Annotated in this window: 12 protein-coding genes; 5 read left to right on the top strand and 7 right to left on the bottom strand. The window is 70.0% G+C overall.

Annotation, left to right across the window (positions count from 1 at the left end; all coding sequences use genetic code 11):
• Positions 1–169 precede the first annotated feature (169 nt).
• From Pka01_RS07090 to Pka01_RS07070, 5 genes are all read right to left on the bottom strand, one after another.
• Positions 170–967 carry a phosphatase gene (locus Pka01_RS07090; RefSeq protein WP_203881794.1) on the bottom strand — a complete coding sequence of 266 codons (798 nt, stop codon included), beginning with the start codon at positions 965–967 and terminating at the stop codon, positions 170–172.
• 61 nt (positions 968–1,028) lie between these two features.
• Positions 1,029–2,192: an acetoin utilization protein AcuC gene (locus Pka01_RS07085; RefSeq protein WP_203881793.1), complete on the bottom strand. Its 1,164-nt coding sequence runs from the start codon at positions 2,190–2,192 to the stop codon at positions 1,029–1,031.
• Between the two features lie 44 nt (positions 2,193–2,236).
• Positions 2,237–3,421: an ABC transporter permease gene (locus tag Pka01_RS07080; RefSeq protein ID WP_203881792.1), complete on the bottom strand. Its 1,185-nt coding sequence runs from the start codon at positions 3,419–3,421 to the stop codon at positions 2,237–2,239.
• Positions 3,418–4,167, bottom strand: coding sequence for an ABC transporter ATP-binding protein (locus Pka01_RS07075; protein ID WP_203881791.1), 750 nt, complete (start codon positions 4,165–4,167; stop codon positions 3,418–3,420). Before Pka01_RS07075 ends, Pka01_RS07080 begins: the two co-directional genes overlap by 4 nt.
• On the bottom strand, positions 4,164–5,552 hold the full coding sequence (locus tag Pka01_RS07070; RefSeq protein WP_203881790.1) for an efflux RND transporter periplasmic adaptor subunit: 1,389 nt from the start codon (positions 5,550–5,552) through the stop codon (positions 4,164–4,166). Before Pka01_RS07070 ends, Pka01_RS07075 begins: the two co-directional genes overlap by 4 nt.
• Positions 5,553–5,795: 243 nt before the next feature.
• On the opposite strand from Pka01_RS07070, the gene Pka01_RS07065 reads away from it, so the two are divergent.
• Positions 5,796–7,052: an MFS transporter gene (locus Pka01_RS07065; protein ID WP_239114802.1), complete on the top strand. Its 1,257-nt coding sequence runs from the start codon at positions 5,796–5,798 to the stop codon at positions 7,050–7,052.
• Positions 7,053–7,097: 45 nt separating this feature from the next.
• Positions 7,098–7,892, top strand: coding sequence for a pyrroline-5-carboxylate reductase (gene proC, locus Pka01_RS07060; protein WP_203881789.1), 795 nt, complete (start codon positions 7,098–7,100; stop codon positions 7,890–7,892).
• Between the two features lie 24 nt (positions 7,893–7,916).
• Here the strand turns inward: proC and Pka01_RS07055 are convergent, their stop codons facing one another.
• Both Pka01_RS07055 and Pka01_RS07050 read right to left on the bottom strand, forming a co-directional pair.
• Positions 7,917–8,651, bottom strand: coding sequence for an ABC transporter permease (locus Pka01_RS07055; RefSeq protein ID WP_203881788.1), 735 nt, complete (start codon positions 8,649–8,651; stop codon positions 7,917–7,919).
• Complete coding sequence (locus tag Pka01_RS07050; RefSeq protein WP_203881787.1) at positions 8,648–9,376, bottom strand: ABC transporter ATP-binding protein; 729 nt, start codon at positions 9,374–9,376, stop codon at positions 8,648–8,650. Before Pka01_RS07050 ends, Pka01_RS07055 begins: the two co-directional genes overlap by 4 nt.
• 118 nt (positions 9,377–9,494) lie before the next feature.
• Between Pka01_RS07050 and Pka01_RS07045 the strand changes: the two genes are divergently transcribed.
• From Pka01_RS07045 to grpE, 3 genes are all read left to right on the top strand, one after another.
• Positions 9,495–9,956: a hypothetical protein gene (locus Pka01_RS07045; RefSeq protein WP_203881786.1), complete on the top strand. Its 462-nt coding sequence runs from the start codon at positions 9,495–9,497 to the stop codon at positions 9,954–9,956.
• A 215-nt stretch (positions 9,957–10,171) separates the two neighbouring features.
• On the top strand, positions 10,172–12,040 hold the full coding sequence (dnaK, locus tag Pka01_RS07040; RefSeq protein ID WP_203881785.1) for a molecular chaperone DnaK: 1,869 nt from the start codon (positions 10,172–10,174) through the stop codon (positions 12,038–12,040).
• On the top strand, positions 12,037–12,696 hold the full coding sequence (gene grpE, locus Pka01_RS07035; protein ID WP_203881784.1) for a nucleotide exchange factor GrpE: 660 nt from the start codon (positions 12,037–12,039) through the stop codon (positions 12,694–12,696). The genes dnaK and grpE overlap by 4 nt, the downstream gene beginning before the upstream one ends.
• The last annotated feature ends 26 nt before the right edge of the window (positions 12,697–12,722 follow it).

Here is a 12,722-nt window from a genome sequence, read left to right as displayed (position 1 = left end):
CCGAGGAAATCGCTGGCAGCAGCCGGGTCGTGCCCTTCGCCTCACTCTTGGAACGGACCAACTTCCCTCACATTAGAGTCGCCCAGGATCACAAAAAAGTTGGCAAACGGTCGACAGTCTGGTGGAAAAGCGGGCGCGAAATGCCCGAATTGGATGGTCCGGATTGGGGTCACAACCCCTGAGTGATCCGTTCCAGCAGATAGCTCGTGAGCGGACCGTAATGGCGCGGTAACACGTTGTCGTCCAGCGGCACGGCCACCGCGATCTTGCCCTCGGCCTCCCCGACGAAGAGCGCGGGATCGTTGCAATCGGCGAATCCGACCGTCTCGACGCCCGCCTCGCCGGCCGCTCCCGCCCATCCGTGATCGGCGATCACGAAGTCCGGGCGTTCCTGCGCCAGCATCGCGCGCATGGGATGCGGGTCGTGCGTGTGGACCAGGTTCCCCCGGTCGTCGAGCATGGCCACGCCGTCGAGATACCGGATCCACCTGCGCCGCCCGAGCCCGCCGTACGTGTAGCTCCATCCCTCGGCGGGAGTCAGCAGCGTCGCACCGTGATCGACGACGAACCGGGCCAGGGCCAGATGGACGATCAGCAGGCCGGTCGGGTGCCCCGTGGCGACGATGATGCGGGCTCCGCCGCGGCGGAGCACCCCGGCGATGCGGTCGCCCATCTCCTCCAGGGCGTCGATTGTCCGTTCCGGGTCGATGGTGTCCTGGCCCTCGCGGTGACGGGGATCGGCGACCACGCCCGTCTTCTTGGCCATGAGCTCGAGGATGTCGGCGAACGCCCATCGGGCGGACAGGCTCAGGCCGAACATGTAGTGCGGGTCGCGCAGCGCCAGCGACCGGTAGTGGTCGAGGTTGTTCTCACGGCTGGTCGCGACCTCGCCCGCGATCCGCGTCCGGACCAGATGATCGCTGAGCTCGGCGCGGGTGGGAGGAGGGGAGGCGGGCTGACGGGTCACAATCGCTACAGCTCTCCTGGTCTCGTCATGATTCCTGCGGTCTCGGCTCCAGTCGGCGGGGCTACGGCATCGGATCGAGTCCGTGGAAGGGGAACACCGCGTTCCTGCATGCGAGGATCGCCCTGTCGATGGCGTCAGCTGGATCGTATCCCCGCGCGATGTCCTGGTATGCGGGGTGTCGGCCGTCCGTCATGGTCAGCGGCGCCGTCTCCCCGGTCCGTTGCTTCACCAGGTCGCGCCAGTCCTGCGGCGTGTGGGTCGCGGGGTCGACGGGCGAGCCCGCCGCCTCGGCGATGAGGTGCGTCCAGGCCCTGGGCACGACCTGCACCAGCTCGTAGCCTCCGCCCCCGGTCGCGATCCACCGCCCCCCGGCGGTCTCGTGCGCGAGCCGGTGCAGCTCCGCGTAGGCCGCGCGCTGCCCGTCGAGGCTCAGCATGAGGTGGGCGAGCGGGTCCAGGGCGTGGCTGTCGCAGCCCTGCTGGGTCACCAGGACATCCGGGGCGAACTCGCGCAGGAGCGGGGGGACGACGGCGTGGAAGGCGCGCAGCCAGCCGCCGTCGCCGCACCCCGCCGGCAGGGCGACGTTGACGGCGGTGCCCTCGGCCCCCGTCTCCCGGGGGAAGCCCGTCCCGGGAAAGAGCGTGGTGGGACTCTCGTGCAGGCTGATCGTCAGCACGCGCGGATCGTCGTAGAAGGCCGCCTGGACGCCGTCGCCGTGATGGACGTCCACGTCCACGTAGGCGACCTTGGTCGCCCCCTGGGCGAGCAGCCACGCGATGGCGATCGCCGGGTCGTTGTAGACGCAGAAGCCGCTCGCGCTGAAGGGCATCGCGTGGTGGAGCCCTCCGGCCACGTTGAGCGCGTGCTCGGTCTCGCCGGTCCATACGGCTCTCGCCGCCTCCAGGGTGGCCCCCGCGACCAGGGCAGAGGCCTCGTGAACCCCCGCGAACGCGGGATTGTCCGGGGTCCCGAGACCCCAGCGGAGATTGGGGCGGCCGGTGGCGGACACCCCCTTGACCCCGTCGATGTAGTCGCGGTTGTGAACGAGGGCGAGCTCCTCGTCGGTGGCGGGGGCGCAGCCGGTGATCTCGACGGCGTCCAGTACTCCGAGGCCGCGGGCGAGCGCCATGGTCAGCTCCACCCGTATGGGGGCGAGGGGGTGACCCGGCCCGAAGTCGTAGGAAATCAGAGCGTCGTCCCAGACGACCCGCACCGCCTGACTCATGCCCGCGACGCTACCGCACGACGGGCCGCAGGGACCCACACGGATCACTCGGAGCGGAGGGCGACCACGGGATCCAGCCGGCCCGCCCGTCTGGCGGGGGCGACGCCGAAGAACACCCCGACCCCGACGGAGACGCCGAAGGCCAGGGCGATCGACCACCACGTGATCGCGGCGGGAACCGGTGAGAGCGCCTGGATCAGCAGGGCTCCGCCGACCCCGAGCAGGATGCCGATCAGCCCGCCGATCGTCGTGAGCAGCACGGCCTCGATCAGGAACTGCCACAGGACGTCGCGCTGACGGGCGCCGAGAGCCTTGCGCAGGCCGATCTCCTTGGTACGCTCCCGCACGCTGACGAGCATGATGTTGGACACCCCCACGCCCCCGACCAGCAGCGAGATCCCGGCGATGGCGGCCAGGACGCCCGTCAGCATGCTGAGGACCGTGCCGATGGTGCCCAGGAGCTGCGTCTGGGTCACGGCGGAGAACTTCTCGTCCGGATAGCGGGCGTCCAGCGCCGCGACCACCCTGCTCTGGAGCGACTCGATCTCGTCCGGGCCCGACGCGCCGACCGCGATGCCGTTGATCCGCGGCAGCCCGATGAGCCGCTGGGCGGTGGTGACGGGGACGTGCACCTCCTGGTCCCTGGCGACGCCGAACGTCGAGCCGACGGTCTCGTAGATCCCGATCACCCGGAACCTGACGCCCGCGATCGTCACCTGCCGTCCGATGGGGTCGACGTCGCCGAAGAGCTTCGCCGCCACCTCAGCGCCGAGAACGGTCACCCGGCGGCGGGTCTCGACGTCGGTCGCGCTCATGTAGCGGCCACGGCGCAACGGCCGATCGAAGATGTTCGGCATGTTCTCGTCGGTGCCGGTGAGCGTGGCGAACACCTCGTTGCGGCCGACCCGTACCGGCTCGCCCGAGTTGACGGCCACCGTGACCTTCGAAGGGTCCCCGACGACGCGCCGGACGAAGGCAACGTCCGTCAGGTCGAGACGGCTCTGCGTGGGAGCGGCACCCAGGCCGACCTGTCCGGGGACGACGAGAATGATGTTGCTGCCGAGCCCGGCGATCTCCTTCTCCACCGCGTTCTTCGCGCCCGTGCCGATGGCGACGAGGATCACCACCGCCAGGACGCCGATGATCACGCCGAGCATGGTCAGCGTGCTGCGCAGCCGGTTGACCCGCAGCGCCTCCAGCGCCATCCGCAGCGCCTCCGCCGTCCTCATCCCGCGTCCCCCTCGGTCGTGGCGGCAGGCGCCGTACGGGATCGCGAGTCGAGCTCGATGAGGCCGTCGCGGACGTGGATCTGCCTGTGGGCCCGGCCCGCGACGTCCGCCTCGTGCGTGACGAGGACGACGGCCACCCCACTGTCGGCGTTGAGGTGTTCGAGGAGGTTCATCACCTCTTCGCCGTTGCGCGTGTCGAGGTTGCCGGTCGGCTCGTCGGCCAGCACGACCTGGGGATCGCCCACGAGCGCGCGGGCGATGGCGACCCGTTGCTGCTCGCCGCCGGACATCTGGGAGGGACGGTGACCCAGCCGGTGCCCGAGCCCGACGGCCGTCAGCGCCGCTTCTGCCCGTGCCCGCCGCTCCGATCTCCCGACTCCCCGGTAGACGAGGGGCAGCGCCACGTTGTCGAGCGCGGGTGTCCGGGCGAGCAGGTGGAAGGACTGGAAGACGAAGCCGATGGTCTGGTTGCGCAACTCGGCCAGGTGGGTGTCGTCGAGGGTCGAGACGTCGACTCCGCCCACCCGCAGGACGCCCGACGTCGGCCGGTCGAGACAGCCCAGCAGGTGCATGAGCGTGGACTTGCCCGAGCCCGAAGGCCCGACGATGGCCACGAACTCGCCCTGCTCGATCCGCAGGTCCACCCCGCGCAGGGCGTCGACGGACACGCCTTCGAGGTCGTACGACCTGGTCAGCCCGATCGCTTCGAACGCCGCAGGCGGCGTGGCGGAGGGTTCGGTCGTCATGGCAGGGTCTGCGCCTGGCGGACGGTGTCCGCGCCCTTGACGACCACCCGCTCACCGGGCGACACCCCGCTGACGATCTGCACGGTGGCGTCGCCCTGGGCGCCGAGCTTGACGACGCGCCGCTCGGCCTTGCCGTCGCGCACCGCCCAGACGATCGACTCCCTGCCGCTCGTCACGATCGCCGAGGCCGGTACGGCCGTCGCGTCGGCCGCCTGCCGTACGGTGAGCCGCACCACGGCGCTCATGCCGGGCTTGGGCGCCGGGGCGGGGCTCTGGTCGTCGTAGACGCCGTCGCCGAGCCGCAGGCGCACGGGATAGCTGACCCCGCCGGTCGTCCCCTCCTTGGGCGTGACCCCGACGCCCGTCACCGTGGCCGTGTAGGTGGCGCCGGTGACCGCGTCGAACTCGGCCTCCGCGGGCGTCCCGTTCTCGACCAGCAGTACGTCGGTCTCGTCCACGTCGGCGGACAGGACGAGTTCCGACACGTCGGTGACCGTCACGATGGTGTCTCCCGCCGCCACCGGGACCCCGGTCGCCACGACTCCGCCGGAGCGCCCGCTCGGGGCCGGGGCGGCCGCGCCCGCCCCGCCGGCCAGCCCGGCGGGAAGCTGCCCGAGCAGGCCGCTCAGGTCCGCCGTGCCGCCTCCCGATGAGGCGCCGCCCAACGTGACCACCCCGGCGAACGGGGCCTTGATGGCCAGGCCGTCGACGGTCCGCTCGGCCGCCTTCACCGCCGCCCTGGTCTGCGACCGCGAGGCCGCCTGGAGCGACGACATCGACGCCGTCAGGCCGCTGAGCCCGGCGCCGAGCTGGCCGCTCACCTGCGCGACCACCTGGCCGACCGATCGATTGAGGCCGGTGACCACCTGGTCGAGCGCGCGCCGCTGGGCCTTGTGCTGGGTCTGCGCCGCGTCGATGGCGGCCAGGAGTTGCGCCTTGATCGCCGGGTCCTCGACCTTCGCCGCCGCCTTCCTGGCTCTGGCGAAATCACGGGCGACGCGGGCGTCGAGGCTCGCGGGCACCTTCAGCGGCGGGAGCCGGACCGACGTGGACACGCCCCCTGCCGAGATCGGCCGCGAGGCCTGCTTGTCGGCCTTGCGTGCCTGCTCGAGCTGGTCCTTGGCCTGGGGAGAGCTGATCCTCGCGAGGATCTGTCCCTTCTTGACGGTGTCGCCGTCCGCCACGTAGAGCTTGGAGATCGTGCCGGACGCGGGAGTGGTCAGCGCCGCGGTGGCACGCGCGCCGACCGTCGCGGGGGCCTCGATCACCTCACTGACCGACGCGCGGGTGACCTGTGCGATCTGGACGGCCGGGGGCTCCGTTGAGGTGCACCCCGCAGCCAGGAGAACGGCGAGAAGCGGAAGGATTCCGCGACGTGGCGTCACTCGATCAATCGTAAACGGATGGTCAACAACCCCCTTCCCCTCCGCGTGATCATGCACCCCTTCGTGATCTCGGCCGCCCACCAGGGAAAACGCCAATCGTGATCATGCGTGAATTCGGCCGCATCCACCGCCACCTGCCAGAACGCCTCGCGTGATCATGCGAATCAAGGTGTCACCCCCCGGCCCTTAAAGGCCGCATCCAGGGAAAACCCCTTTGATTAAGAAACTTTCCAATCTGGCATGATGTCCGGCGGCGAACGGACATCGGGGGGCGAATTGGCACAGGCCGTACAGACCGCGGCGAAAGAGCAGCGGCCGGCCCTGTGGACGCGGGACTTCGCGCTCTACTTCGTCGGCCGGGCCGTCTCCATCCTCGGGGACGCGATGTTGCCCGTCGCCGTCTCCCTGGGCGTGCTGGGCGCCGGATACGGGCCCACCGGCGTCGGCTTCGTCCTCGCCGCATGGATGGCGCCCCTCGGCACCCTCATCCTGTTCGGTGGCGTCTTCGCCGACCGGTTCACCGCCCGGCGCATGATGATCGGCGCCGACCTGGTGCGCATCGTCACCCAGTCCGGCATCGCGATCAGCTTCCTGACCGGAACGCCCTCTCTCCTGCTGCTCATCGGGCTCTCGGCGCTGAGCGGCGCGGCCGCCGCGATGTTCCAGCCCGGCGTCGGCAGCATGGTGCCCCAGATCTCCGCCGACGTGCAGCGGGCGAACGCCACTCTGCGGGTCGCCGACGCCATCGCTCAGCTCTTCGGGCCCGCCCTCTCCGGCGTGCTCGTGGTCTTCGGCGGCGCCGGCGTGGTCTACGCGGTCAACGCCGGGACGTTCGCGGTGAGCGCCGTCTGCATCCTGTCTCTGCGCGTACGGCCGGCCGCGTCGATCGCCGCGGGCTCCTCGATGCTCAGGAACCTGCGCGAGGGCTGGGACGAGTTCCGTTCCCGGACGTGGATGTGGGCGGTCATCCTCGTCTGGGCCGTCTACGGCGTGGTGGTCTTCGGCCCGCTCGTGCCCCTCGGCGCCTCGCTCGTCACCGAGGACCTGGGCAGGTCGGCCTACGGCTGGATGATGTCGGCCGTCGGCGCGGGCACCATCCTCGGCGGCATGATCGCGATGTACGTCAGACCGGCCCGGCCGCTCGCCACCGGAGCCGTCGTGATGACCGCGTTCTTCCTGGAGCCGCTGGTCGTCGCCACCCGGATGCCCGCCGGCGTGATGGCGGCCGGGTTCGCCCTGGCAGGCTCCGCGTGGGCCTTCTGGTCGGTCATGTGGGCCACCAGCATCCAGACCAAGGTCGCCCCGGACGTCCTCAACCGCGTGACGGCCTACGAGGTGGGCGGCTCGGTCCTCAGCATGCCGATCGGGCAGGCGCTCTCCGGTCCGGTCTCCGAGCGGGTGGGAGCCGATCACGTGCTCCTGTTCGGCTTCGGCGTGGGTCTCGCCGGCATCGCGGTACTGCTGAGCGTGCCCGCGATCCGCAACCTCCGCAGAGCCTGACCGTCGGTAGGCTGCCAACCTGGTTCTAGCGGTGAGGACGATGCCATGATCGCGATTCTCGGAACCGGCAAGATGGGCGAGGCCCTCCTGTCCGGGCTGGTCAGGGCCGGGCTCCGGCCACACGAGATCACGGCGACCGCCAGGCGCCCGGAGCGTGCCGACGCCCTGCGCGAGCGGTACGGCGTGCGGGTGACGGACAACGCCGAGGCGGCCAAGAGCGCCCGGACCCTCATCCTCGCCGTCAAGCCGCAGGACATGGCGGGCCTGCTCACCGAGATCGCCCCGCACGTGTCCCCCGACAGCCTGGTCATCTCGGTCGCGGCGGGCATCACGACCGGTTTCGTCGAGGCCAGGCTCGGCGGCGACGTGCCCGTCGTCAGGGTCATGTCGAACACGCCTGTGCTGGTCGACGAGGCCATGAGCGTCATCTCCGCGGGCGAGCACGCGTCCGAGGCCCACCTCAAAAAAGCCGAGGACCTCCTGTCACCCGTCGGAAAGGTCCTGCGGATCCCCGAGTCGCAGCAGGACGCCGCCACCGCGCTGTCCGGCAGCGGCCCCGCCTACTTCTTCTATCTGGTGGAGGCCATGGTCGACGCGGGCATCCTGCTGGGGATGCCCCGCGCCGCCGCCCTCGACATGGTCACCCAGTCGATCGTCGGGGCGGCGATCATGCTCCGCGACTCCGGCGAGCACCCGGTGATCCTCCGTGAGGCCGTGACCTCTCCCGGCGGCACGACGATCGCCGCCATCGCCGAACTCGAGCGCCACAAGGTCCGCGCCGCGTTCCTCGACGCCATCGAGGCGGCTCGCGACCGCAGCCGCCAGCTCGCCTCGGGCTGACCCTCCGTACGGCTGTCGCGGACGTCAGGGGGTGCGGCGGCGGAGGGTGGCCGCGCCGAGGACGAGGGCGAGCAGTGCGGAGCCCGCGACGATCGCGACGTCCCGCCAGAACTCGCCGCCGAGTTCGCCGTTCATGACGACGACCTTCATCCCCTCGATGGCGTACGACATCGGCAGCACGTTGGAGACCCATTCCAGGACGGTCGCCATCTGGTCGCGGGGGACCAGGATCCCGCCGAGCAGGAGCTGGGGGATCATGACGACCGGCATGAACTGCACGGCCTGGAACTCGCTGCGCGCGAAGGCGCTGCACAGCAGTCCGAGCGCCGTGCCGAGCAGGGCGTTGAGCAGGGCGATCAGGACCAGCGACCACAAGGGTCCGGCCAGGTCGAACCCGAGCCACGTCAGCGAGACGGCCAGCGCGATGGCCACCTGGACGCAGGCCATCAGGCCGAACGCGATGCCGTACCCGAGGAGGAGGTCGAGCTTGCCCAGTGGCGTGGCCATCAGCCGCTCCAGCGTGCCCGACGTCCGTTCCCGCAGGGTGGCGATCGAGGTGACGAGGAACATCACGAGGAAGGGGAAGACGCACAGCAGGATCGGCGCCCACGCGCCGAACGAGCGCTGATCGTCGATCACGTAGTAGAGCAGGATGATCACGAGGGTGGGCACGAAGGCCATCAGCGCCACAGTGCGGTGGTCATGGCGCAGCTGGGTGAGGATCCGCCGCGCCGTCGCGAGCGTGATCGCCGGGTTCATGCCGCCGTCCTCTCCTCGATGAGACGCAGGAACGCCTCTTCCAGATCCGTCGTGCGGGTGTGCTCGCGCAGGTCGTGGGGGGTGTCGTCGGCGAGGATCTCCCCCTCGCGCATCACGATGAGCCGCTGGCACCTGGCGGCCTCGTCCATGACGTGGCTGGAGACGATGAGCGTCACCCCGCGGTCGGCCATGCCCTGGAACAGCAGCCACAGCTCCTGGCGCAGGACCGGGTCGAGCCCGACCGTGGGCTCGTCGAGGACGACGAGTTCGGGGCTGCCGAGCAGCGCAACCGCGAGGCTGGCCCGGTTGAGCTGACCGCCCGAGAGTGTTCCGCCGAGCTGGCCGGCCACGTCGGTGAGACCGACCTCCTCGATCACCCGGTCCACGTCCGACCTCGGGGCGTTCAGCACGGCCGCGAAGTAGCGGAGGTTCTCCACCACCGTCAGGTCCCGGTAGACCGCCGGGCTCTGCGTCGAATAGCCCACGGAGCGCCTGAGGGAGGGGTCGCCGGCGGGACGGCCGAGCACCGTCACCTCGCCCCCGGTCACGATCTGCACGCCGACGATCGCGCGCATCAACGTGGTCTTACCGCAACCGCTGGGGCCGAGCAGCCCCGTCACCTGACCGCGCGGCACCTCGAAGTCGATCCCGTGCAGGACCTCGACGCCGCCGCGCGAGACCCGCAGATCCCGTACGGCTATCGCGGGCCCGGGTAAATTCATCATGCGTTGAAATTAAGCCCTGGCGGGTCGCCCGTCAACAGCCGGCCGGACCCGAAAAGCCGGGGGGTGAACCTTGGAACAGCCGGGTGAACCCCGGGGGCCCCTCGACCGTTGACGAGGTATGGGAAAGCTCTGGATCGCGGCACTCGTGTTCATGGTGGTCGCCTGCGGCGAGACGCCGTCGTCGTCAGCCTCTCCGGGCCAGCCGACCGGCTTTCCGGCGAACACCGGCGGCCCGGTCAGCTCCAGCGCCCCCGCGAGTGGCGGCGCGACGCCGTCTCTGTCCGCCGTCACACCGGTGGGCGACACGATCAACCCCCGCAAGGTCCCCTGGATCAGCGCGACGCCCACGGACGACGGCACGGCCCTGGACGTCGTCTGGTGGTCGGGGGTCGAGCCGTGCAACATGCTCGACCGGGTCGACGTGACCGAGACCGCCAAGACGGTCACGGTCACACTCTGGGAAGGCCATGACCGGCGTCAGCCCGACGCGGTCTGCATCGAGATCGCGATCCAGAAGCAGACGCGGGTGCGCCTCCCCACCCCGCTCGGGGACCGCGAAGTGGTCGACGGCGCCCGCTGACGCCGTTCCCGGCGAACCCCTGCCGACCTGCCGATATCCGCTGGTACGGCCAGGCCGGGCAGACTGTGACCCCGTCGGCGAATCCTTGCCGTGATCGGGAAGAATTCCGCGTGTAGCGGGGTTGAGCCTCATAGACTCAAGACGTTTGACAAAGCCTCGGCGGCTGACTCAGTATTGAGTCCAACCAACTCAACTTTGACTACAAGGACGTACTCATGGCACGTGCGGTAGGTATCGACCTGGGGACGACCAACTCTGTCGTCTCGATCCTCGAGGGCGGTGAGCCCACCGTCATCGCCAACGCGCAGGGCTCGCGGACCACGCCGTCCGTGGTCGCCTTCGCCAAGAACGGTGAGGTTCTCGTCGGCGAGGTCGCCAAGCGGCAGGCCGTCACCAACGTCGACCGGACCATCCGCTCGGTCAAGCGCGAGATGGGCACGAACTGGTCCGTCGAGATCGACGGCAAGAAGTTCACCCCGCAGCAGATCAGCGCGTTCGTCCTGCAGAAGCTCAAGCAGGACGCCGAGGCCTACCTGGGCGAGAAGATCGCCGACGCGGTGATCACCGTCCCGGCGTACTTCAACGACGCCCAGCGGCAGGCCACCAAGGAGGCCGGCCAGATCGCGGGCCTCAACGTGCTCCGCATCATCAACGAGCCGACCTCCGCGGCCCTGGCCTACGGCCTCGACAAGGAGAAGGACCAGACGATCCTGGTCTTCGACCTCGGCGGCGGCACCTTCGACGTGTCCCTGCTCGACGTCGGCCAGGAGGACGGGCACGGCTTCGTCGAGGTCAAGGCGACGAGCGGCGACAACCACCTGGGCGGCGACGACTGGGACCAGCGGATCGTCGACGAGCTGGCCACCCGGTTCAAGAACGCGCACGGCGTCGACCTCGCCAAGGACAAGATGGCCCTGCAGCGCCTTCGTGAGGCCGCGGAGAAGGCCAAGATCGAGCTGTCCAGCCAGACCGAGACCTCGATCAACCTCCCCTACATCACCGCCTCGGCCGAGGGCCCGCTCCACCTCGAGGAGAAGCTGACCCGGTCCGAGTTCCAGCGGATCACCGCCGACCTGCTCGAGCGGTGCAAGGGCCCGTTCCACCAGGTCATCAAGGACGCCGGGATCAAGGTCGCCGACATCGCCCACGTGGTGCTCGTCGGCGGTTCGACCCGCATGCCGGCCGTGTCCGACCTGGTCAAGGAGCTGACCGGCGGCAAGGAGCCCAACAAGGGCGTCAACCCGGACGAGGTCGTGGCGATCGGCGCCGCGCTCCAGGCCGGTGTCCTGAAGGGCGAGGTCAAGGACGTCCTGCTGCTTGACGTCACCCCCCTGAGCCTCGGCATCGAGACCAAGGGCGGCATCTTCACCAAGATCATCGAGCGCAACACCACGATCCCGACCAAGCGGTCGGAGGTCTTCACCACGGCCGAGGACAACCAGCCGTCGGTGCAGATCCAGGTCTACCAGGGTGAGCGCGAGATCGCGGCCTACAACAAGAAGCTGGCGACCTTCGAGCTGACCGGCATCGCCCCGGCGCCCCGCGGCGTCCCGCAGATCGAGGTCACCTTCGACATCGACGCGAACGGCATCGTCAACGTCGGCGCCAAGGACCTCGGCACCGGCAAGGAGCAGTCGATGACGATCACCGGCGGCTCGGCCCTGGCCAAGGACGACATCGAGCGCATGATGCGCGAGGCGGACTCCTACGCCGAGGAGGACAAGCAGCGGCGCGAGGAGGCCGAGGTCCGCAACAACGCCGACTCCCTCGCCTACCAGACCGAGAAGTTCCTCAGGGAGAACGAGGACAAGGTCCCCGCCGACGTCAAGACCGAGGTGGAGACCGCGCTCGCCGACCTGAAGAAGGCCCTCGAGGGCACCGACACGGCGACGATCCGCGACTCCGCGGAGAAGCTGGCGACGGTCAGCCAGAAGATGGGCTCGGCGATCTACGCCCAGTCGCAGGGCGGCGACGCCGCCGGCACGGCGACTCCGGGAGCCGAGCAGCAGACCAAGGCGGACGACGACGTCGTCGAGGCGGAGATCGTCGACGACGAGCCGAAGCAGGAGGGCGGCAACAAGTGACCCCGCGCGAGAACGGTTCCGAAGAGGAGCCGGTGATCCGCGACAAACGCAAGATCGACCCAGAGACCGGGACGGTCCGTCACAACGCCGGCGAGCCGGCTGACGGAACCGCTCCCGGCGGCCAGGGGGCGCCGCAGGCGCCGTCCGACGGTGCCGCGGCCGGTCTGCTCGCGGAGCGGACGGCCGACCTGCAGCGGCTCCAGGCCGAATACAGCAATTACCGCAAGCGGGTCGATCGTGACCGGATCGCCGTAAAGGAGCACGCGGTCGCCAGCGTGCTGTCGGAGTTCCTGCCCGTCCTTGACGACATCGGCAGGGCGCGCGACCACGGCGAGCTCACCGGCGGTTTCGCCAAGGTGAGCGAGTCGCTGGAGGCCGCCGTCGGCAAGCTGGGCCTGACCACCTACGGCACGAAGGGCGACCCGTTCGACCCCACCGTGCACGAGGCTCTCCTGCACAGCTATTCAGCCGATGTCACCGAGCCCACCTGCATCGAGATCCTGCAGCCGGGCTACCGCATCGGCGAGCGTGTGCTGCGTCCCGCCCGGGTCGCGGTCGCCGAGCCGTCGGGGGACGAGGAGCGGGTGGTGGTCGTCGATGCGGACGACTCCGAGACCGAGGACGCCGGCGAGGCCGGCGAAAACGGCCAGAACTGAACAACCGGAAGCCTCTCCCGATCAGG

Origin of the sequence: Planotetraspora kaengkrachanensis (assembly GCF_016862895.1) — a bacterium.
GTDB classification, from domain to species: Bacteria; Actinomycetota; Actinomycetes; order Streptosporangiales; family Streptosporangiaceae; genus Planotetraspora; species Planotetraspora kaengkrachanensis.
The sequence above is the reverse complement of the archived record's forward strand: the minus strand, read 5'-3'. Positions and strand labels throughout refer to the sequence as shown.

Coding starts and splice junctions, on each gene's coding strand:
- Pka01_RS07085 (WP_203881793.1), bottom strand. CDS start 2,192: ATGAGTCAGGCGGTGCGGGTCGTCTGGGACGACGCTCTGATTTCCTAC.
- Pka01_RS07055 (WP_203881788.1), bottom strand. CDS start 8,651: ATGAACCCGGCGATCACGCTCGCGACGGCGCGGCGGATCCTCACCCAG.
- Pka01_RS07075 (WP_203881791.1), bottom strand. CDS start 4,167: ATGACGACCGAACCCTCCGCCACGCCGCCTGCGGCGTTCGAAGCGATC.
- Pka01_RS07050 (WP_203881787.1), bottom strand. CDS start 9,376: ATGATGAATTTACCCGGGCCCGCGATAGCCGTACGGGATCTGCGGGTC.
- Pka01_RS07080 (WP_203881792.1), bottom strand. CDS start 3,421: ATGAGGACGGCGGAGGCGCTGCGGATGGCGCTGGAGGCGCTGCGGGTC.
- Pka01_RS07045 (WP_203881786.1), top strand. CDS start 9,495: ATGGGAAAGCTCTGGATCGCGGCACTCGTGTTCATGGTGGTCGCCTGC.
- proC (WP_203881789.1), top strand. CDS start 7,098: ATGATCGCGATTCTCGGAACCGGCAAGATGGGCGAGGCCCTCCTGTCC.
- Pka01_RS07065 (WP_239114802.1), top strand. CDS start 5,796: ATGTCCGGCGGCGAACGGACATCGGGGGGCGAATTGGCACAGGCCGTA.
- dnaK (WP_203881785.1), top strand. CDS start 10,172: ATGGCACGTGCGGTAGGTATCGACCTGGGGACGACCAACTCTGTCGTC.